This window comes from Occallatibacter savannae (genome assembly GCF_003131205.1).
Classification (GTDB): Bacteria; Acidobacteriota; Terriglobia; order Terriglobales; family Acidobacteriaceae; genus Telmatobacter; species Telmatobacter savannae.
Genome location: NZ_QFFY01000002.1, coordinates 401296 through 422506, shown reverse-complemented (window position 1 = coordinate 422506; position 21211 = coordinate 401296). Strand labels below are relative to the sequence as shown.

Annotated in this window: 14 protein-coding genes; 8 read left to right on the top strand and 6 right to left on the bottom strand. The window is 57.9% G+C overall.

Annotated features, from left to right (window positions below; genetic code table 11):
• Positions 1–697 precede the first annotated feature (697 nt).
• The 5 genes from DHV10_RS09245 (at position 698) to rocD (ending at position 10365) form a co-directional block, all read left to right on the top strand.
• On the top strand, positions 698–4006 hold the full coding sequence (locus tag DHV10_RS09245; protein WP_162601370.1) for a chitobiase/beta-hexosaminidase C-terminal domain-containing protein: 3309 nt from the start codon (positions 698–700) through the stop codon (positions 4004–4006).
• 707 nt (positions 4007–4713) lie between these two features.
• A complete protein-coding gene (locus tag DHV10_RS09240; protein WP_162601369.1) occupies positions 4714–6228 on the top strand; it encodes a chitobiase/beta-hexosaminidase C-terminal domain-containing protein in 1515 nt (504 codons plus the stop codon).
• A gap of 641 nt (positions 6229–6869) precedes the next feature.
• Positions 6870–7904, top strand: a complete 1035-nt coding sequence (locus DHV10_RS09230; protein WP_162601368.1) for a hypothetical protein — start codon at positions 6870–6872, stop codon at positions 7902–7904.
• Between the two features lie 160 nt (positions 7905–8064).
• Positions 8065–9042, top strand: a complete 978-nt coding sequence (locus tag DHV10_RS09225; RefSeq protein ID WP_239461415.1) for a zinc-dependent alcohol dehydrogenase — start codon at positions 8065–8067, stop codon at positions 9040–9042.
• A gap of 99 nt (positions 9043–9141) precedes the next feature.
• On the top strand, positions 9142–10365 hold the full coding sequence (gene rocD / locus DHV10_RS09220; RefSeq protein ID WP_109486059.1) for an ornithine--oxo-acid transaminase: 1224 nt from the start codon (positions 9142–9144) through the stop codon (positions 10363–10365).
• A 162-nt stretch (positions 10366–10527) separates the two neighbouring features.
• Here the strand turns inward: rocD and DHV10_RS09215 are convergent, their stop codons facing one another.
• The 3 genes from DHV10_RS09215 to DHV10_RS09205 are packed head-to-tail and all read right to left on the bottom strand — an operon-like array spanning position 10528 to position 13871.
• Positions 10528–10965: a C40 family peptidase gene (locus tag DHV10_RS09215; RefSeq protein WP_162601367.1), complete on the bottom strand. Its 438-nt coding sequence runs from the start codon at positions 10963–10965 to the stop codon at positions 10528–10530.
• Positions 10926–11426, bottom strand: a complete 501-nt coding sequence (locus DHV10_RS09210) for an SH3 domain-containing protein (RefSeq protein WP_162601366.1) — start codon at positions 11424–11426, stop codon at positions 10926–10928. Before DHV10_RS09210 ends, DHV10_RS09215 begins: the two co-directional genes overlap by 40 nt.
• A gap of 51 nt (positions 11427–11477) precedes the next feature.
• Positions 11478–13871 (bottom strand): serine hydrolase, encoded by a 2394-nt coding sequence (locus DHV10_RS09205; protein WP_109486516.1) that lies wholly within the window; start codon positions 13869–13871, stop codon positions 11478–11480.
• Positions 13872–13984: 113 nt separating this feature from the next.
• Here DHV10_RS09205 and dtd point away from each other — a divergent pair, with 113 nt between their 5' ends.
• Positions 13985–14434: a D-aminoacyl-tRNA deacylase gene (dtd, locus tag DHV10_RS09200; protein ID WP_109486056.1), complete on the top strand. Its 450-nt coding sequence runs from the start codon at positions 13985–13987 to the stop codon at positions 14432–14434.
• Positions 14435–14461: 27 nt separating this feature from the next.
• Here the strand turns inward: dtd and DHV10_RS09195 are convergent, their stop codons facing one another.
• Positions 14462–16078: an FAD-dependent monooxygenase gene (locus DHV10_RS09195; RefSeq protein WP_109486055.1), complete on the bottom strand. Its 1617-nt coding sequence runs from the start codon at positions 16076–16078 to the stop codon at positions 14462–14464.
• A gap of 20 nt (positions 16079–16098) precedes the next feature.
• The gene (locus DHV10_RS09190) at positions 16099–16575 is read right to left on the bottom strand and encodes a MarR family winged helix-turn-helix transcriptional regulator (protein WP_162601365.1); all 477 of its coding nucleotides are present in this window, start codon (positions 16573–16575) and stop codon (positions 16099–16101) included.
• Between the two features lie 150 nt (positions 16576–16725).
• Between DHV10_RS09190 and DHV10_RS09185 the strand changes: the two genes are divergently transcribed.
• Together DHV10_RS09185 and DHV10_RS09180 are read left to right on the top strand one after the other, a co-directional pair.
• Complete coding sequence (locus DHV10_RS09185; protein WP_239461413.1) at positions 16726–17934, top strand: hypothetical protein; 1209 nt, start codon at positions 16726–16728, stop codon at positions 17932–17934.
• On the top strand, positions 17931–19436 hold the full coding sequence (locus DHV10_RS09180; RefSeq protein ID WP_109486053.1) for a hypothetical protein: 1506 nt from the start codon (positions 17931–17933) through the stop codon (positions 19434–19436). The genes DHV10_RS09185 and DHV10_RS09180 overlap by 4 nt, the downstream gene beginning before the upstream one ends.
• Positions 19437–20003: 567 nt before the next feature.
• Here the strand turns inward: DHV10_RS09180 and fdhD are convergent.
• Positions 20004–20831, bottom strand: a complete 828-nt coding sequence (fdhD, locus tag DHV10_RS09175; RefSeq protein WP_109486514.1) for a formate dehydrogenase accessory sulfurtransferase FdhD — start codon at positions 20829–20831, stop codon at positions 20004–20006.
• Between the last annotated feature and the right edge of the window lie 380 nt (positions 20832–21211).

Genomic DNA, 21211 nt, shown 5'->3' with positions numbered 1-21211 from the left:
AGGAGCGAGCCGGGAAAGATTGCTGACCCATTGGAGATTAGAGCTTGTCGTCCCGGAATGCGCCATGCTCCAATCACGCGCCATGCGATTCCTGCCGAGGCTGCATGTTGACACAAGAGCCGACCAGGACAGATCAACGCGATTGCAAGTAAGTGCAACCCCGCGACTTCGACAATTGCTTTCAAAGAACTTCGTTCGCGCATCATCAGAGGCTTGCAAAACTTTAAGCAGGAAGATCAACTATCTGTTCAGATGCGTCGCGCTCGATCAGAGTTCATCTCCCGGAACAAAGCAACCGCGACGTAAGAACCTGCCATCGAAAAACCCATGAGCGTGTTGAAGTGCTATGCAAAGGTGTCTCAGATACGCCTTTGAGCTCCCAGTGCAGTGTCACAGAAAAGTCTGATAGGCCCACCAAGTTTGGTCGATCTGTCGGGAAGCGGCACGCAAGTCCTAACGTTCTATACCGGCCCTTTAGTGGCGCACCTCGCGTCGCTGTGCAGTCCTGTTCGCTCTAGCTTCAGTTTCTAAATGCAGTTCATTTCTATTGCTGATACAGGTGTTTGCGATGTCCGAACTTCCTTGTACTTCCTCCCGGCAAGCCTCGTTTTCAACGCTCAACAGTAAGAGAACGACTTCACAAATTCAGATGCTTTGCGCCGTGATTCTGGCAATTATTTGTGCAGCTCCATCTGCATTGGCTCAAACTCCAACTCCCGTTCCTGTACTTACGTGGCGCTATGATCAGACTCACGCCGGACAGAACACTTCAGAGACAGCTCTCACCACCACTAACGTGAACCCGAGTTCTTTCGGCAAACTCTTCTCCGTAAAAGTTGACAGCACGGTATATCCGCAGCCTCTCTACGTCCCCAATTTGAAGATGAGCGACGGACAAACGCACAACGTCCTCTTCGTCGAGACTTCCAACGACAGTATGTATGCATTCGACGCAGACTCGAACGGCGGCTCGAACGCAAGTCCTATTTGGAAGGTAAGCCTTGCGGCCACTGACCACGGAGCCGCTTCTGGCGCTACCGCAATTCCCTGGCAGGACACAGGCTCACCTGACGTAGCTCCTACGATCGGAATCACCGGAACACCTGCCATCGATTCCTCCACGAACACCATGTACGTCGTCAGCAACACCAAGGAGAACGGCAACTACTTCGCGCGCCTGCATGCCTTTGATATCACCAGCGGTGCGGAGAGGTCCGGCAGCCCCGTTGAGATTAAGGCGACAGTCGCCGGCACCGGCAACGGCAGCTCTGGCGGCCAGCTCTCCTTCAGCCCTCTGTGGGAAAACCAGCGCCCGGCCCTTGCTCTTTATAACGGGTTCGTCTACATCGGCTTCGCAGCGCATGGAGACAACGGCAACTGGCACGGCTGGCTCTTCTCCTACAACGCCAGCACTCTGGCACAGAAAGCCGTCCTTTGCCTCAGCCCCAATTCGTACGGAGCAGGAATCTGGGCCTCGGGTGCAGGCCTGCCGATTGACAACGGCGCATCTGGCGGCCGTATGTTCATTGTCACAGGAAATGGGCCTCGAACCGCCCCTCCATTCACGGCCAGTACATCGTATGGTGAAAGCGTTGTCGCGTTCAGCCTTGCCAACGGCAACATAACTCCAACCGACGAATTCACTCCGTACAACTATCAGACTCTGAATAACAGCGACTGGGATCTGGGATCCGGCGGAATGCTTATGATCCCTGATCAGCAGGGTGCACACCCTCACGTCGCTTTGATCGCCGGAAAAGAAGGGCGCATCACCGTGCTCGATCGCGACAACCTTGGCGGCTTCGCCTCGGGCGCGTCTTCGAACACGAATGCTCTTCAAGACATCTCAGGGCTCATCCCGCAGGCGAAAGGTTTCTGGTCGACGGCTGCGTATTGGAACGGTCAGATCTATCTGTGGGCCGAAAACAACGTGCCGATGATGTTCAAAATGAACACAGGCGTGATGGATGTCGAGCCGGACAGCAAATCCCCTATCACCTCGGCGTGGCCCAGTCCAACCTTCTCGCTCTCATCCAATGGAACCCAGAACGGCATCGCATGGGCTGTTCGTTCCGATCAGTTCAATACCAATGGTCCTGCAGTTCTCTACGCATGGGACGCAAACGACCTGACAAAAACCATCTTTGAGAGCGACACAAACGCAGCTCGTGACTCCGCTGGACCGGCAAATCGATACTCCGTGCCAGTTGTCACCAACGGTAAGGTCTATGTCGCGGCGCGAGGTGAAATCGATGTATACGGTCTGCTGAATGGCCAGCAGGCAGCAGCGGCTCCCGTCATCACGCCAAACGGCGGCACGTTCTCGTCGACCCAGAGTGTGACGCTCTCCAACACGACAGCCTCGTCGTCAATCTACTACACACTTGACGCTTCGACTCCCACCACATCATCAACTCTCTACACCGCGCCAATTACGGTCAGCGCGAACACGACTGTGAAAGCTATCGCGAGCGCACCAAACTATCTCCAAAGCTCTGTGAGTTCAGCAGTATTCACATTCGACACGCAGACACCCACTGTCACCTTCGCGCCTGCGCCGGCAACTTACACGTCTGCGCAGACCGTGACATTGTCTGACAGCGATGCCAACGCGAAGATCTTCTACACCACGGACGGAACCACACCCACGGGATCTTCAACGAGCTACACCGCTCCCATTCAGGTATCGGCAACGCAGACGATCAAGGCGATTGCCATTGATTCCACGAAACAGGATTCCAGCATCGCAGTCGGAACTTACACGATTCAAGACGGAAACTCGCTCGACTTCAGCCAGGGCTTCTCGTCAACAAACGGGCTGACCATGAACGGAAGCGCAGTGGCATCGAACGACACTCGCCTCCAGTTGACCAATGGCGGCCTCAATCAGGCAGGGAGCATCTTCTGGAGTTCGCCGGTCAATGTTCAGGCGTTCTCCACTTCATTTGAATTTCAGATCTCCGGTGATGCTCAAGCAAACGGCTTCACCTTCTGCATTCAGAACGATCCGCACGGAGTGAACGCGCTGGGCGGCAGTGCATCAGGACTCGGCTATGGAGGCATAACCAAGAGCGTCGCCGTCAAGTTCGACTTCTACGACGCTATGGGAAGCGGGAGCAATTCGACAGGCGTATACACCAACGGCGATGCGCCCACAACCGGGTACACAGACATCAGCCCCAGCGGCATTCAATTGAACAGTGGCGATTCCATTCAGGGCCAACTCAACTACGACGGGACGACGCTCACGCTCAATTTGCTGGACCTCGTATCAAACAAAACCTTCACATGGTCTAAAGCAATCGACATCCCGGGTACCGTGGGAGGAAACACCGCATTCGTCGGATTCACCGGTGGCACGGGAGGACTCTCCTCGAGTCAGAAGCTCCTCACTTGGACGTACAACGTCCAGGCAGCACCGACGCAACCAGCCCCGACGCCTTCATTTGCAGTGACTACGAGCGCGGTTGCAGCCTTCAAGGCTGGCGCTCCCTCCACATCCACCGTCACCATCACGCCAAGTGGCGGATTCACCGGTGCGGTTGCGCTCGCGTGCTCTGTCACTTCCAGCCCATCCGGGGCGCAGAATGCGCCGACCTGCACGATCGATCCCACTGCTTCCGTCTCAGGCACACAGCCAGCGACGGCGACTCTCACCATCAAAACAACGGCTCCAACATCCACAGCAAGTTCTCACCTTCCGAAACTCTTTGCTGCCGGCGGAGAGGCGCTTGCTGCGGCTGTTTTGCTATTCGCCTTCCCGATAAGACGGCGCAGATGGCGATCGTTGATTGGCGCGCTGTTGTTCGTTTTCCTTCTCAACGCGGTCACCGGATGTGGTGGAACGAATAAACCCCTTAACTCCGGTGGTGGGGGCGGCGGAACCGGCACAGGTGGCGGAGGTGCTGTGAGCCCGGGCACAACTCCTGGAAGCTACACCATCACCGTTACCGGAACGAGCGGCGCCTCAACTGCGAGCACCACGGTGAATTTCACGGTCCAGTAATCGCTAGAGCAGCGACACAAAACGAAACACACTCAGCAGTGCCGCGGGATCGCAACTCCCGCGGCATTTTTGTTTTCAGACGTTCTTATTGCGCTGACTCGAGCCTTCGAATCAGGCCTGTGACACGCGAGAGTCCTTCGATCGCAGCCGCGTGCACTGGCGATCAACCTAAGTACCTCAGTAATAGATCTAGTACCCTCTTCATCTTTCTCTCGATCAACACGCTCGGTATGCTCAGTAACAAATAGTTAATCAATTTCTCGGGTCGTCACTGGATGTACGTTGTTCCGGAGATTGATCACGCGATATTCGTTTCAGAATGTGTCGTAAGTTGGCCTCTGAGACGCATTGCGGGGCTCACCACTGGTGCCAGCCCTTTAGTAATGCCCTACCCCGGTCTAAGCAGGTATTTCGTTCAGGACTGGTCGGGATGAGTTTTCGTGCGATCCACCGAAACATAAAGTGCCGCGTCAGCAGCACGCGAAATCTTCATATATCCCTTCCGCTCGGCAGAACCTCCTGCGCTTTACAAGTCCGAATTACATCCGGTCCTCCTCGTCGAACGCAGGCAGGTTCGAAAGACAATGCCGTACGGTTGGACTTTTCGATAGAAACCCCGACAGTGCACTCCCCCGCTGTTCGTTCCGGTGATACGCACCGCTGAGTTGCGTCACCGCATGCACCGCCATATTTCTCGAGGTTCACTTATGAAGTCTTTGCTTATTGCTGCCATGGCGCTCCCAACCATTACCGTATCTGCTCACGCAATCACCGTCTACTCGCCTTCCAACGGCACCACGGTGACGTCCCCGTTTGTTGTCTCTGCGAGTACTACGACTTGTGCCGGTGTTCCCGCAGTCTCGATGGGCTATTCGCTCGACAGCAACACGGCTGTGATCGAACCGACCTCTTTCTCCGCATCCGTATCCGCGTCTGCCGGATCTCATGTTCTGCACGTAAAGTGCTGGGGTAAAAACGTCCACGCGGAAACACTTCTGAACATCACGGTCGCCGCAGCGTCCACGGCGACAAATATAAAGGTTAACGCTCCCTCGAACGGCGCCTCTCTCTCCTCGCCCTTCACGGTAAGCGCAAGCACGACATCCTGTGCCGGGAAGCCAGCCGTATCCATGGGCTATTCACTCGACAATGGAGCTTCGGTGATTGAGCCAACTTCGTTCACAGCATCGGCTACCGCAGCGCCGGGTGCTCACGTGTTGCACATCAAGTGCTGGGGAGAGCAGGTGATCGGCCAGGTACAGCTCAACATTAATGTAGCTGCAGCCGCCTCGGCAGCAACGCCTGCCATCTCTGTGCCATCTGGCACGTACACCACTAGCCAGACTGTCGCGATGGCTTCCCCGACCGCCGGATCCACAATTTACTTCACAACGGACGGTTCCGCTCCCACAACAGCTTCTTATAAATACGCGGGACCTCTCGCCATTGCCAAATCCACCACACTCCAGGCCGTCGCTGTCGCTCCAAACATGGCCAACAGCGGGTTGGCTCGTGCCAGTTACGTCATCTCATCCGCATCGAAGGGAGCGCCGATTCCCTCGTACGCAACCGCAGAAAAGCAGATTCAGCTACTCCCTAATTGGAGGATCAAGCACGATCCCGCAACGCCCGGAACCTCCACAGGCGCGATGACGCTCACCAGCGATCCAACGCAGAGCGGTCAGAGCGAGAAGTACTACACCAGCTACACCAACAGCGGCGGAGAGCTCTACTCCATCAGCTACGGCAACGACACCTATTCCAAGAACTTCGTCTACGACGTACAGGTCTACATCGCTTCGGGAAGCTCACTTGTCAATCTGGAGATGGACAACAACCAGGTAATGAGCAACGGTGACACGGTCATCTACGCTTTCCAGTGCTCCGGATACTCGAACACATGGGAATACACCGGCAACCTTGGGACACCCACCAGCCCCAGCATCCACTGGCTGAAATCCACAGCGCCTTGCAACCCGGCAAACTGGACTCGCAATACCTGGCATCACATTCAGATCTACACGTCGCGCGACGACGCAGGGAATGTGACCTACCACTCGGTATGGTTCGACGGAGTAGAAGCTCCAATCAATCAGACCGTCAACTCGGCTTTCTCCCTCAACTGGGGTCTTGGCGCGCTCGTAGCCAACTTCCAGGTCGACGGAAGCGGCTCGGGTTCAGCAACGATATATGTAGACAATTTCACGCAGTACCGCTGGTAAGAATCAGCCAGCATCTACTTACCCGGCGGATTAACTTAGTTGATCCGCCATCTTCTTTTCTGCATTTCCTGATCAGAGAAGTCTGAGAAGAAGCCGATGGACCCGAGTGACGAAACGCACTGCACATTCCAACTGATTACGGTCCAATGGTCTGAGTAAGGGTTCTCGGAATTCCTACACTTTAGAAGAACTTTTTACCTGCAAAGATGTATGTTTTTCTCGATGCGGGTAAATATTTCCAGGATGCCCGGCAACGCAAATTTTTCTGGGAAAATCGATGAATTTGCGTTGAAGCTACAACTAAAGTGTGAAAGGATTGCCAAGAACAATTCAACAAGTTGCCTGTGGTCAAAGAAGACCTGGTGACGAATGGGCCACAGATAGCGGGACAGATTGTAAGAAAGCCGCGAACAAACCCACTCGGACGCTGCGGGTCTTATCCATGAAGTTAGTCCGGTGTCCTTGGAAGAGCGGACTCCGGCACTGCGATTAGAGGTTGCTGAGCAGTAAGACCTGGTACATCTCCTTCGTGCCTCTCAGAACAGCCCACTCAAAAACCGAATAACGTTTCGACCTGCGCTTGCGAAAACGCCAGTGGGGAGTCGGTGCGAATCTACGCCTTCAAATCGCAAAGGAAATCGATGAAACTCTTCAGAAATCTGATCGTCACATCCTCCGCAGTTCTCACGCTCTCACTTCCGGCCCTCGCTGGTGTAACCGTCAACAGCCCCACGAACGACTCGAGCGTCTCCTCGCCCTTTACACTCTCTGCATCCGCATCCACGTGCTCGTCGCAGAGCGTCACAGCCATGGGCTGGTCGTTCGACAGCAGCAGCGACACCACCGTCGTGAAGACTCAGAGCCTCAGCAAGAGCATCTCCTCATCAACGGGAACACACGTACTTCATGTGAAGGCGTGGGGAGCAAACGGAGCATCGTGCGTGACAGACGTGACCGTCAATGTGAAGTCTTCCACCAGCGTCTCAACAACTTCGGCGACGACGGTACCCTCGTATGCTGATTCCGTCAGCTCGATCGAGTCCCTTGGCGGCTGGAAGGCACAGCACGACAGCGGCGGCGCTGGATCGTCCACCGGCAGTATGAGTATCGTGAGCTCTCCTTCCAAGTACGGCAGTTCCAGAAAGTTCTACACTACCTTCTCGAGCAACGGCACTGAGCGCTACAGCGTGTCCTTCTCCGATAATGTGAGTGCCCAGAACTTCTTCTATGACACTTGGGTGTACATTGCGAACTCTGCAAGCAAAATCGGCAACCTGGAGTTCGATGTGAATCAGACGATGCCCAACGGGCAGACCATGCTCATGGGCGTCCAATGCGACGGCTGGACCGGGCTCTGGGATTACACCGTCAACACCGGCAGCGCCACGAGCGTGAGACCGCACTGGGTGGGCAAGAGCGGTGCTTACTGCAACCCGCGTAGTTGGTCCGTCAACACTTGGCATCACGTACAGGCCAGCTTCTCGCGCGATACCTCCGGTCACGTCACCTATCACACCATCTGGCTCGACGGAAAAGCGTTCTACATCAATGCCACAGCCTACGCGGCCGCAGCGCTGGGATGGGGCGACGTCATCAACACGCAGTTCCAGGTTGATGGATACGGAAGTGGAAGCGAGACTGTCTACATCGACGGCCTCAAGGTTTCCACCTGGTAGTCAAATCAGCTCTAAGCTGATCCACGAAGAACCCCGGGCGTCGTCCCGGGGTTTCGTGTTTTTGGCATCCAGATCAATCCCCTGTAGATGGGGTATCGTTCTCCATAGATGTATGAGAGCCGCCGAACTCATCGCGCCCCGAACATTCAGGCAAGCTGAAATGTCCATCGCCGATCCCGCACCCGGTGAGGTTCAGGTGCAGGTCCAGGCAGTCGGCGTATGCGGATCAGACCTCCACGCCTACTCTGAAGGCGCAGTTGGAAGCATTCCCAACGTCTATCCCATGGTCCTCGGACACGAGCCCTCGGGCATCATTGCCAAAGTCGGACCCGGGGTCACGGGGCTCAACGTTGGCGATCGCGGCGCACTCGAACCCGCGCTCTACTGCTACCACTGCGAATTCTGCCTGAGTGGGCACCACAACGTCTGCGCGAACATCCGCTTCCTCAGCAATCCCAACTACCCCGGCTTCTTTCGCGAGCGCGTGAATTTACCCTCCACCAACTTCGTTCCCATTCCGCCGGAGATGTCCTTCGCTGCAGCCACGCTTGCCGAGCCTCTCGCCATCGCCCTGCATTCTCTCCGCCTCGCTTCAATTCAACCGGATGAGCATGTGGCTGTAATCGGTGCAGGTCCCATCGGGCTCATGACCATCGCAGCACTTCGCGCTGCAAAGGTCGGCAGGATTTGTGCTATCGAACCCCTTCCGCACCGCCGCGAACTGGCCGTTCAACTCGGCGCACATGCTGCCCTCGAACCAGCCACTGCGCTCCCGGAGCTGCTGCGCGACACCGCGGGCCGTGGCGTCGACTGCGCGATCGACTGCGCCGCCGGAGAACAAACAACCGATCAGGCAGTCCACATGACCCGCAATGCCGGACGGGTGGCCCTCACCGGCATCCATTCCACATCATTCGTAGCTCTCGACGGCTCCGCGATGCGCCGCAAGGAACTCACCATCTACAACGTCCGCCGCTCGAACCACGAAACGGGCGAGGCGCTTGAACTTCTCCGCCTCCATCCCGATTGGTTCGAGCCTGTCCTTACACATGAACGGCCCCTCGACCAGATCCACGAAGCTTTCACAGTCGCCAGCCAGTACCTCGACGGCGTTGGAAAGATGATAGTTAAGCCCTGATCCGCCGCTCGCCAGATCCCCCGGAACCCAGCACCTAAGCTGGCCCAACGCTCCCCAAAGCTGCGATCATGGAAGAGACCCAAGGATCGAAAGGCAATCATGACCCCGCAGCAGTTGGATAAGTTGACGCGCACCCAGGAACTTGTCGACCTGGAAAACCGCTATGGCGCCAACAACTACCACCCTCTTGACGTCGTTATCGAGCGCGCCGAGGGCGTTTGGGTATATGACATCGACGGCAAGCGCTACCTCGATTGCCTCGCAGCCTACTCAGCCGTCAATCAAGGCCACTGCCACCCGAGAATCCTCCAGACCTTGAAGGATCAGGCCGCGAAGGTCACACTCACGTCCAGGGCATTTCGCAACGAACAACTTCCGCTGCTCTACAGAGATCTCCACGACCTGACCGGCTTTGACGCGGCGCTCCCGATGAACTCCGGCGCTGAAGCTGTCGAAACCGCTATCAAGACCGCGCGCAAGTGGGGCTACAAACACAGGGGCATTCCCGAGAACCAGGCTGAAGTCATCGTCTGCGCCGGCAACTTTCACGGGCGCACCATCTCGGCAGTCAGCTTCTCCAGCGATCCGCAATATCGCGATGGCTTCGGACCGTTCACTCCTGGATTCAAAGTCATCCCTTTCGGAGACGCCAAAGCTCTTCGCGAAGCGATCACCTCGAATACCTGCGCGTTCCTCCTCGAACCGATCCAGGGCGAAGCCGGCATCGTGATACCGCCCGACGGTTTCCTGCTCGAGGCTGCAGATATCTGCCGCGAAGCCCGCGTCCTGCTCATGCTCGATGAGATCCAATCCGGTCTCGGTCGCACAGGCAAGCTCTTTGCCTACATGCATGAGGGCATCACACCCGATGTTCTGATCATCGGCAAAGCTCTTGCAGGCGGTTTCTACCCCGTCTCCGCGGTTCTTGCCTCACGCGAAATCATGGGCGTCTATAAGCCCGGAGACCACGGAAGCACATTCGGCGGCAATCCCCTGGGCTGTGCCGTCGCCCGAACTGCACTGCGCGTAATCGTCGAAGAGAAACTGTCCGAGAGATCCGCCGAACTCGGCTCGTACTTTATCGAGCGTCTTCAATCGCTCCACAGCCCTGCCATCAAAGAGATACGCGGCCGCGGCCTCTGGATCGCGATCGAGCTCTTTCGCAGTGCCCGGCCTTATTGCGAAGCGCTCATGCACGAAGGCCTCCTCTGCAAAGAGACCCACGGCACGGTCATTCGCCTCGCGCCGCCGCTCGTCATCACCAAACCTGAGATCGATTGGGCATTCGATCGAATCGCAGACGTCATCAGTCTCATGCAATAGTCGAGAGTTTGCGAGCGCACGAGTTCGGTCGACCACAAAGTAGCCAAACGGATTTCGCCTCAGACGCCGGGCGACGATGCTTATTCAACCGACGGCGCATGCGCCTGCGCTGGTGCCGGCCGAACCCGACCCATCAAGCAGCAGTTTGAAAAATCCCTCGCCTCACTGCTTCACTCTCCGTGCTACTACCAGCAGCTTCGTCCAGGGCATCTCGTCCAGCACGCTGATCTGCACTCCCGGATGATCGTGCGTCGTATCGTGAATGAACTTGCCTTGCCCGAGATACATTCCAGTGTGGGTGATGTTCGAAGAGTTCGAGCCGAAGAAAAGCAGATCGCCCGGCTGAAGATCTTTCCGATCCACCGAAATCACTCCGCTCCACCCCGCCTGGAGATCGGCATCACGCGGCATCTCGATCCCGCGCTGCCGCACGAGCATCTGCGTAAACCCTGAACAATCGAACCCGAAGCTACTCGTTCCTCCCCACGTGTACGTGATTCCAAGGAACCTGCGAGCAACTTGCAGCGTCTCTTCGATCGAGAGCGGCGCTTCCTTCTTCCCTACATCGCCGCGCTGCACCCATGCAGTTTCCCCATCCACCAGCCGAACCTCAGCCAGCGCGCATCATCTTTCGGTGAGTCCGACGCAACCTCCAGGATCGCTTCCCACGGCAGGCGAAGCACAGGCGCGTGCTCCGTCACGTCGGCTTCGCGGTAGGCGTTGGCGCTCAACGCGGTCACCCGGACAGAATGACCCTCAGGTGCATAGGCGGACCCACCCTGAGCACGCACATCTCCGGCCTCAACCCAGCCCGTATAGTCGTCCGCAGTCTCAATCCGTATCCAGTCTCCCTGCTTCTCGAGCGACTTCACACCGGTCCCGTACAGCACCTGCGACGTGACCTCGGTATCGGCCGATGCGCTCTTATACATATTGACCACAGGCCGCGATACTACAAACTCCGCATTGGGAACAGATTGCTGCGCCCCCGCAAGCGAACCCGCGAGCGTTGTACCCAGCAGCACGAATCGAAGCGCAACTCGCGACTTCAACCTACTCATCTCCCCAACTTGCATCCGTTCGCCTCTCCACTAACCCGCCTTGGTGGCCCTTCAGTACAGCAGATATTTCTTTCGGTTTTCAGCGAACGTGTTGTTCGCATCCTGCCAGTCTTCAGCGATCCGTCGCGGATCGCCTCCCTTCTGCAAAGATTCAAGAGCGGCTTTGCTGCGCATCAGCCCATCGATCGCGCCAATCTTGAATTCCTTCGGATGAAGAACTCTCAGCGCGCTCGCGATCTCCAATCCCAACTCCGGCGCATCCAGGCTGTCACGCGCTGTCACTACGATGTTCACTCCTCCGCATCGCTCCTTCGCATAGATCGACTCAGTCGGAGTGAATAAGACCGGAACGAATCGAACACCGTCGATCTGCCTGCCGTTCAGATAGCTCGCCAGCGCCGCCGCCTCGATCCATGGCGCTCCCACAACTTCGAACGGGGTATCGGTGCCGCGTCCCACCGAAACATTGGAGCCTTCAATCATGCCGATCCCGGTGTACAACGTAGCTTCCGTCAAGCTTCGCATGTTTGGAGAAGGATTCACCCATATGCGGCCGGTGGAGTCAAACCAGTCTCCCCGCATCCACCCTTCCATTCCAACAACCGTAAGCTCTGCCCCGATCGATCGCTCTCCGTTGAACATCCTCGCCAACTCGCCGATCGTCATTCCATGGCGAACCGGAATCCGCCCGTAGCTCACAAACGACTCACTTCCCGCGTCTGCAATCGGCCCCTGAACATAAGTGCCTCCCACCGGGTTCGGCCGATCTAGAACGAAGATCGGCTTGTGCGCCTTTGCCGCAGCCTCCAGGAAGTACCCCAGCGTTGTCTCATACGTGTAGAACCGTGCACCCACATCCTGAATGTCGTACACAATCGCATCCACACCGGCAAGCTGTTCCGCCTTGGGTCTACGCTTCGCATCCGCATCGCCGTACACGCTGTAGACCGAAACGCCAGTTGCCGCATCTCTCGAGTCGTCAATCGCTCCGGTATCCAATGTCCCGGCAATCCCGCGTTCAGGGCTGAAGATTGCTTTCAGTTCGAGTCCGCTGGCGTGGGCCAGCACATCCGCCGTACGCCGTCCATGCGCATCGATCCCCGTCTGATTCGTCACCAGCCCGATCCATACCGGATGTTCTCGATTCGGATGCAGCTCCCGAAAGTCGTGCTCTTCCAGAACGTCGATCCCGGCTTTCACATCTCCATTGCGAATCGTAAAGCGTCGCTCTCCCATCAACGACTCGTTGTACCCAGTAATGCGAGCCAGCCGCACCTTCTCGCGCTGGCTCACCGTTAGAGCGAGAGAATGAACAACAGCGCTCGCCAGCCGCGTCCGCAGAGAGATCACCGATCCCTCCCCGATCGGATGAACCGCGTTCGTCAGAAGAATCACGTACGTATCCGTGGTCGGATCGATCCACAATGACGTCCCCGTAAACCCGGTGTGCCCGAATGATCCCACCGGCAGCAGCTCTCCGCGATTGCTCGCAAATGGAGAATCGATATCCCACCCGAGTCCCCGCAAGCTCGTCGCCGTCGCCGCCTGCTGTGGTGTCGACATTTTCTCCACCGCCATCCGGCTCAGAACCGCATGACCGCTCAGCAGCTCCTGCGCAAACTTCGCAACATCATCGGCCGTCGAAAAGAGCCCTGCGTGCCCCGCAACTCCTCCCATCCTCCGCGCCGTCGGATCGTGAACTACTCCGCGCAGCATCTTCCCGTTCTCGTCATACTCCGTAGGCGCAATCTCAGGCATCCACTCCGCAGGGGGAAGGAAACCCGTCCTCGTCATCCCCAGCGGCACAAAAATCTTCTTCTCCGCATACTCGTTCAGCGGCATGCCTGACACCGCTTCCACCAGGAACCCGAGTGTCTCGAAATTGATATCGCTATAGACGAATCGCGTGCCAGGTACATCCACCGGCCTCGCATCCATAATCATCTTGAGTGCCGTATCACGACCCTGCCACGGCTTCGACAGATCGAGATCCGGAGCGAGCCCCGCGTAGTGCGTCATCAGCTCGCGAACAGTGATCTGCCCCTTCCCGTTCTCTCCAAACCACGGCAGATACGCGCTCACGGGATCATTCAGCTTCACGCGCCCCGTATCGATCAGTTGCATCATCGCCGTCGTCGTCGCGATGCATTTCGTCAGCGAAGCCATATCAAAGATCGTGCCCACCGTCATCGGCTCGCGCGTTGGCTCAATCGATCGCGACCCGAAAGCCTTCCGGTAAACCACACGTCCGTTGTGCCCGATCACGACGACCGCACCCGGCATCTTCCCTCTCTCGATTGCCTGTCGCACAATCGCGTCGACATCCGCGAAGCTAGCCTCGGCTCTCGCACTCCGCGCCTCTTCCGCCCTCAGCTCACCGCGTCCACCTGCAAGGACAGCGCTGCAAAGAACCACCGCACACCAGCCGGAGATACCCCTGCTCATCGTCGACATTCGCCTCGCGCACCCAATAAAGACATGAGCGATTTTACCCAACGGAGATCGAATCGTCGCAGAACACCGCTTCCTCGTTCATCGAGATGCTAACCTGAACTGCAATGCGCGCCGTAGTACAGCGGGTTTCGAAGGCATCAGTCACCGTAGACCACGCTGTCATCGGCGAGATCGGGCTCGGTTTCCTCGTACTGCTTGGCGTCTCCGCGGATGACGTCGCCTCCGACGCCGACTACCTCGTGGACAAAATCTCTGGCCTTCGCATCTTCGAAGACGACCAGGGCAAAATGAATCGCAGTGTCATCGACGTGGGCGGAGCCGTACTCGCCATCTCGCAGTTCACGCTCTACGGAGACGTCCGCCGCGGCAAGCGCCCCTCCTTCGACGAAGCGGCCAAGCCTGACCACGCGCGTCCCCTCTACGAGCACTTCGTCGCACAAACGCGCCGCCTCAACATCCGCTGCGAGACGGGTCAGTTTCAGGCCACCATGTCCGTGTGTCTCGTTAACGAGGGTCCGGTGACCATCCTGCTCGACAGCAAGAAACGGTTCTGATCAGTTTTCTTCGGCTCACTTCACTACTCACGAAGCGATGGCGTGCGCGTGCATCCCTGTCGCCGCGCTCAACATTTCTTTCAACTCCGACAAGCGACCATGCTCAGCAACCACACCATCCGGCCGCACAAGAACAAGTTCGCTTTCCGTTGACGGCTTAACCTCAGCCCACGCCGGCTCCGGAAGCCGCACAACGTGAACTGATGCCGGAATCGAGACGGGAATCACCGCTCCCTCAGCCACCACCGCGCTGAAACCCGATACCAGCAAATCCAGCGTAGATCTGCCATCGCTCAGCCACGCATGCGGAAACCGCGTGCCGGGCTGGCAGCGCAGTTCGAGCCCCTCCAATCGCTCTCCTTCGGCGACTGCACCCGATCGATACTGGAACCCAATCACCACGCGAACTTGCTCTTCCAGCGGTTGATCCCACGGGCTGGAACCCTGCCCGTCTCCATCTTCCGCATGTTCAGGGCCGCCCCACACCGGTTCAGATCCCGCCTCAGCTGCCGGGCCATTCCCTTCTCCGGACTCCCACGGATTTGGAGCATCCATCGCCCGCTCTGCCTCCCTCGCAAGCTCCGCGGCAATTGGCAGCCGCTCCTGCTCGTACGAATCAAGCAGCACTTCCCCCGCCTCTCCCTTCAACACGGCCGCGAGTTTCCAGGCAAGGTTGTGCGCATCCTGAACAGCCGTGTTCAGCCCGTAAGCACCTGCAGGCGGCATGATGTGCCCCGAATCCCCGACAAGAAACACCCGTCCCTCCCGAAGGCGAGGCGCAACGAGAGCGCTTGCTTGCCATGGAATAGCGCTGAGAATCTCAACGTCCAGACCTGAATCTCCCACCGCCGCGCAAACCAGTTCGAGACACTTCTCCTTCGTGAAGGTTTCCGACGACGTGACCTCAGGATCGAACTGAACATTGAGCAGCCACCGAGAGTCGTTGTCCACAGGCAAAAAGAGCCCTCGAACCTTCGGGTTCTCGACGAAGCAGATACCGAACCAGCGGCCCTGAACAAGATCCTTCAACTCCGCACGGAAGTAGATATTCACGAAGTGCTCGATCGCGGAGCGTCCTTCCAATGGAATACGCAGCGCGCGGCGTACGAAGCTGTCTGATCCGTCGCAAGCCAGCAGATATCTCGCGCGAATTTCCCGATCTGTCTCCGAACTCCGATCACGAACAGTGCAGCTCACATTGCCATCATCCTCGGTGAAAGCTGTCAGTTGCGCGCAGAAACAGATCTCCGCGCCGCCCTGAACTGCCGCCTCAGCAAGAACCTTCTCCAGCGTGTCCTGCGAACATTGCGTCCAGGTGCACGGGGTCCATTGCCGCAGCAGTTCGCCTTTCAGCATCAGATCGTCATCGGGAATGCGCCGAATCTCGCGTCCTGCAAGCGTCTCCACAAAGAGCATGAACTTGTTCTTCGCAAGGTCCGCGCCTGCTGTCAGAACAGCCTGCTCAAGGCCGAGCGCCCGAAGTATTTCCATCGTGCGCAGATTCAATCCGCGCGCCTTCGGATGCACAGACATCGAAGGGCGCCGCTCGATAACTGTGGCACGAACGCCGGCTCGGGCCAGAAGCAAAGCGCTCATCAGCCCCGCCGGCCCTGCTCCTGCAATGAGGACCTGAGTATCTTTCATATGTGACCTCCCAGTCGTTCTTAGCGTTGTTTTTGGTTTCCCAGTGCGCGGCGTCCCGCTTCAGCAAATTCGCAATATCCCGCCAGCAGCGCATCTCTTCCCGTTTCGCTCATCGAGCAAAAGATGGTCGCAATCTGCCGGCCAACCCCCCCCCTTGCCGAGTTCTGCAGCTCTCGACCTTTGGCCGTGAGCGTCACATGAACCTCGCGGCGATCTTCAACATTCCGGGTTCGTCCGATCAGCTTCCGTTCTTCCAGCCCATCAAGCGTGCGAACAATCGTGGCGGGATGTACGTTCAGCCGCTCCGCAAGTTCGACCGCGGTGGTCGGTCCCGCAGGATTCAGCACGTTGATCACCATGAACTGGGTCGCACTCAACCCCTCCTGCTTGAATCGGCTCAGATTCAGCGCCTGGATGAGTTGGCGTACCTCGAACCATGCATTCAGAAATTGCTCAGCTTGCGCCTGACACTTCCCAGATTGCCCTCTGCTTGCCATGACGTATCGTTGTATCATGCAATCATTGCGCATCGCAACTATTTTCTACAGGACTCCCCTCGTGATCGCGACGAGCACTCGCGCGGCCCCCGCCGCTTGAAACGCAATCTCGTATCATGAAAGGAGCCATTTCCCCCGGGAGGTCCATCCATGTCTGCCGATCTGGCTCAGCATCCGCTACTTGTTAACGGCAGCCGGACCAAAGCAAAGGTTCAGCCCGCAACCTCGGTTCCCTGGTACATCTGGGCCGGAGCTCTCGCCGTCACCTCCGCCTCCCTCGGCGGTCAGTGGGACGTCGCCTGGCATCGCTCCATCGGCCGCGACACCTTCTGGACTCCCGCACACATGGCCATCTACGCCTGCGGCGTCATCGCCGGAATCGTTGGCATGTACCTCGTGTTCGCGACCACCTTCGGCAAATCCGTCCACGCCGCACGCCTGCGCGAGGCCTCCGTAAACATCTTTGGCCTCCGCGCTCCGCTTGGCGTGTTCCTGGCCGGATGGGGCGGCGTAGCCATGCTCACCTCTGCCCCGTTCGACAATTGGTGGCACAACGCCTACGGGCTGGACGTGAAGATCATCTCGCCTCCGCACGCGCTCCTCATCCTGGGCATACGCGCCATCGACTTCGGGATGCTCTTCCTCATCCTCGCAGCCATGAACCGCGCATCCGATGCGGGAGACGTGAACTACCCCAACCTGCGCCGTCTCTTTCTCTACCTCGGCGGTCTTGTGCTCGGCGGACAGATGTTCTTCATCATGGAATACACCTGGGACGTAGGCCTGCATCGCGGCATCGCCTACATCTGCCTTGCCATCGCAGTGCCCGTCGTGCTCGCAACGATATCGCAGGCATCGCGCTTCCGCTGGGCTGCAACGACCATTGCCGCCATTTACACCATCTCGATAATGGCTTTCATCCTCATCTTTCCGCTGTTCCCCGCTCAACCCAAGCTCGGCCCAGTCTTCTATCCAGTCACCCACCTAGTTCCGCCGAAGTTCCCGATTCTCCTCATCGTCCCGGCATTTGCTCTCGATCTGCTCTGGCACTGTACAAAGACGTGGAAGTTCTGGCAGGTCGCGCTTCTATCCGGGCTTGTCTTCGTGGGCGTAATCTTCGCCGTCGAATGGCCGTTCGCCAGCTTCCTCCTCTCGCCTGCGAGCGAGAACCGCTTCTTCGGCACCACCTACTTCGACTACAACTCAAGGCCCGACGGCTTCGACCGCCTGCGTCACTTCTTCCGTCCGGACTCCGGCGCGACTCTCTGGTTCGGACTTTTCCGCGCTACCCTCTACGCATCCTTCTCCACATGGCTCGGCCTCCTCTTTGGCCGCTGGATGCGCGGAGTACAGCGATGATCCTGCTTCGATGCAGACTCTTCCTCTGTGCCTTAGCCGGGCTTCTGCTCTCGACCGGCTCCGCCCACGCGCACGTCGGCAATAAAGACATCTACCAAACAGTCTCCGCCGGCCCCTACAAGCTATTCGTCACGGTGCGAACGCCGCTTGTCATTCCCGGTGTGGCCGGTATCGAGGTGCGCTCCAGCGGGGCGCCCGTTCACGCCATCACCATCACGCCTCTTCCTCTTACAGGCGAGGCCTCGAAGCACCCTCCTACTCCTGACGCGATGAAAGTCTCAGGCAGCGATCCTGCGTTCTTCACGGGCTCCCTATGGATCATGGCCTCCGGCTCTTGGCAGGTGCGCTTCCATATCGACGGGTCAAATGGACCCGCAACTGCCAGCGTCCCCGTACCCGCAGTTCCCACCCAGACCCTGAGGATGCAGCGTCCAATGGCGCTCATGCTCTCCGTGCTCGGCTGCATTCTCGTCCTCGGAGCAACAGGCATCGTAATGGCCGCTGTCCGCGACGCACGTCTCATCCCGGGCGCGCCAGCCGAAGATTCTCGACGTCGCCGCGCTTTCGTCGCTGGCCTTGTCGCGCTCTTGTTCTGCGCCTGTTCCGTCTATCTTGCCGGCAAATGGTGGAAGGTGGAAGCCGCGGACTACAGAGCGGGAATGCATCGCAATTCGCAGCTACGGACCACGCTCAACGGCAATCGCCTGGACGTCTTCCTCGGCGACCCCGATCCCGATGACCCCGCCACTTGGCGACCGGTCCAGAACTCCCAGCTTCTCGCGGATCACGGCCATCTCATGCATCTCTATGCCATACGCTGGCCTGAAATGGATGCCGTACTTCACCTGCATCCCGTACCAAATTCAAATGCCGGATTCAGCGAAACTCTACCCAGCATGCCGCCCGGAACCTACCACCTCTACGCCGACGTCGTCTTCCGCAACGGCTTCCCCGAAACAGAAACGGCCTCCCTCTCGATTCCTCCTGCGCTTTCGTCAGCGCCGCTTGGTAGCGACGACGCCAGCGCCGCCCCGCCAGCGATCTCCACCACCCAGCTCGGCCCCGAATCCAAACTGCCCGACGGCTACATCATGCGGTGGGACAAGCCCCAGACACTCACCGCCAACACTCCATACAACTTCGTCTTCCACCTTCTCGATCCGCACGGCAACCCCGCGGCCGATATGCAGCCCTATCTCGGAATGGCCGGCCACGCAGCCTTCGTCAAAACCGACGGCACCGCCTTCGCTCACACTCATCCCGACGGCTCAGCCGCCATGCCCGCTGTGGTGTTAGCCAACGAGAGCTCCGGAACATCGATGAGCGTAATGGCTGGTATGGACGGCATGGCCGCAAGCTCGATGAGCATGAGCACCGAGCCGCTCTCGTCAACCGTCTCCTTCCCCTATGGCTTCCCCTCCGGCGGCACTTACCGCATCTTCATCCAGATGAAACACGGAACAAGGGTCGAAACAGGTGTCTTCGACGCCACGGTGAATTAGAACCGCACATCGCGCATTACGATGTTGCAGCTTATGTCGACCGTGTGCATCTCCTCCTAGGCGTGCTGACAAGCGATTACGCACTACGAAATATCCAATCGCAGGCCAGAATACGATCCAGCAAACCAGCAGTGTCACCAGTTCAACCGTCGTCTCGATTACACGTGCAAACGTATGCTCGTCTAGCCGCATATAGGCAGGAAACAGCGCAGCACCGATCAGCAAATAATCAAGGATCGTTTCGAAAATTGCGTGCACCTCGGTCACTCCGCAACAGCGCGCCGGCCCTCATGCGCCTCGTGTCGGGCGCGATGTACATCGAGAACGAACTGTCCTGCAAAGCTCATCCCGGCACTCCAGTCTCGTGATGAAGGTACTGCTTGCTTCCTTCCATTACCACGAAGACGATTTGCCGTGGAAGGAGATCCTTCCCAATTCGGCACCAGACGAACTTTCCTTTCGGAAGGGGAAGAGCTAATTCAGCTTCAGAAGTTCACCGGCTACTTAGTTATATGCACCGAACTGACAGCGGAACTCATCTTCTAAGCGAACCCAATTCTCTCCGCCTTAGTGCGCTTCGGCCAGACACCGGAACTCGCCTGAGTAGACTACGAATCTCTTCCCGCGTAGAAACCCGATCAGCGTCAGTCCCATCTCGCGGGCAAGCTTCACCGCAAGGTTCGACGGCGCTGATACCGATGCTACGATCGGGATGCCCATCGCCAATGCCTTCTGGATGATCTCAAAACCTCCCCGGCCGCTCACCAGAATGACAAGGTTTTCTAGAGGAAGAACTCCATCGAGGAGTGCCCATCCCGCAAGCTTGTCCACCGCGTTGTGACGCCCAATGTCCTCGCGCAGCGCCACGAGTCTCCCCTCGCGATCGAAAAGTGCAGCAGCATGCAAACCTCCGGTGCGTTCGAAAACCTCCTGCCTTGCGCGTAAACTCTCCGGCAATCGGCACAGCACCTCCGGCCTGACTCGAAGCTCCCGGTTCGGCATGACAAGATCGCGTCGACGGATGGCTTCGATTGAGGCTTTACCGCATATCCCGCAACTGGATGCCGAAAAGAAGTTCCGCTTCAACTCCTCTTTCTCGTGATGGACATCCCGCAGCTCCACTTCCACAACATTGCTCTTCCCGGCACCTTTCGGTACCACGGCGCGGATGCTCGAAATCTGCTCGCGGTTTTCGATGATACCTTCGGTGAGCAGGAAACCTGCTGCCAGTTCAAGATCATTACCAGGCGTTCTCATCGTCACTGACAGGGGCCGACCGTCAACTCGAATCTCCAGCGGTTCCTCCGCCGCCAGTGAGTCTTGCCGCGAGTTGGTGACGCCATCATTCCATTCGAAAACCTGAGTTAGTTCAATGCTGTACGCGGGTGCACGCATGAGGACTCCCGCTCCGAGCTTACCGACCTTCAACCATGCTGGCAAAGGGGCTTCAGCCCACCGCTCGCCACCTTCAAAGGCAGTCTTGGGCAGCGCTGAAGGTCAGTCGAGATGCAACCGCGTGAGGACTGTGGCACGGCCTGCTGTGCCAGGACGGCGTAGTTTGATCGGGCTACCTGAAAATAGGAACGCCCCTCACGAGGAACAGTCAGCTCAAACTCGAAAGAGGGGCGTTTTCGGATGGTTGCGGGGGGCGGATTTGAACCGCCGACCTTTGGGTTATGAGCCGGGCAGGTCGGCCCTAACTAGTTGTTGATTCAATGACTCTTACCCCCTCGCAACCGCTATTTTGGGCCTATTTTGCCCCGATTCTTTGCCCA

Excerpts from the sequence above, each read along its gene's own strand:
- DHV10_RS09240 (WP_162601369.1), top strand. The coding sequence starts at position 4,714 with ATGAAGTCTTTGCTTATTGCTGCCATGGCGCTCCCAACCATTACCGTA.
- DHV10_RS09230 (WP_162601368.1), top strand. The coding sequence starts at position 6,870 with ATGAAACTCTTCAGAAATCTGATCGTCACATCCTCCGCAGTTCTCACG.
- DHV10_RS09225 (WP_239461415.1), top strand. The coding sequence starts at position 8,065 with ATGTCCATCGCCGATCCCGCACCCGGTGAGGTTCAGGTGCAGGTCCAG.
- rocD (WP_109486059.1), top strand. The coding sequence starts at position 9,142 with ATGACCCCGCAGCAGTTGGATAAGTTGACGCGCACCCAGGAACTTGTC.
- DHV10_RS09210 (WP_162601366.1), bottom strand. The coding sequence starts at position 11,426 with ATGAGTAGGTTGAAGTCGCGAGTTGCGCTTCGATTCGTGCTGCTGGGT.
- DHV10_RS09205 (WP_109486516.1), bottom strand. The coding sequence starts at position 13,871 with ATGAGCAGGGGTATCTCCGGCTGGTGTGCGGTGGTTCTTTGCAGCGCT.
- dtd (WP_109486056.1), top strand. The coding sequence starts at position 13,985 with ATGCGCGCCGTAGTACAGCGGGTTTCGAAGGCATCAGTCACCGTAGAC.
- DHV10_RS09195 (WP_109486055.1), bottom strand. The coding sequence starts at position 16,078 with ATGAAAGATACTCAGGTCCTCATTGCAGGAGCAGGGCCGGCGGGGCTG.
- DHV10_RS09190 (WP_162601365.1), bottom strand. The coding sequence starts at position 16,575 with ATGGCAAGCAGAGGGCAATCTGGGAAGTGTCAGGCGCAAGCTGAGCAA.
- DHV10_RS09185 (WP_239461413.1), top strand. The coding sequence starts at position 16,726 with ATGTCTGCCGATCTGGCTCAGCATCCGCTACTTGTTAACGGCAGCCGG.
- DHV10_RS09180 (WP_109486053.1), top strand. The coding sequence starts at position 17,931 with ATGATCCTGCTTCGATGCAGACTCTTCCTCTGTGCCTTAGCCGGGCTT.
- fdhD (WP_109486514.1), bottom strand. The coding sequence starts at position 20,831 with ATGCGTGCACCCGCGTACAGCATTGAACTAACTCAGGTTTTCGAATGG.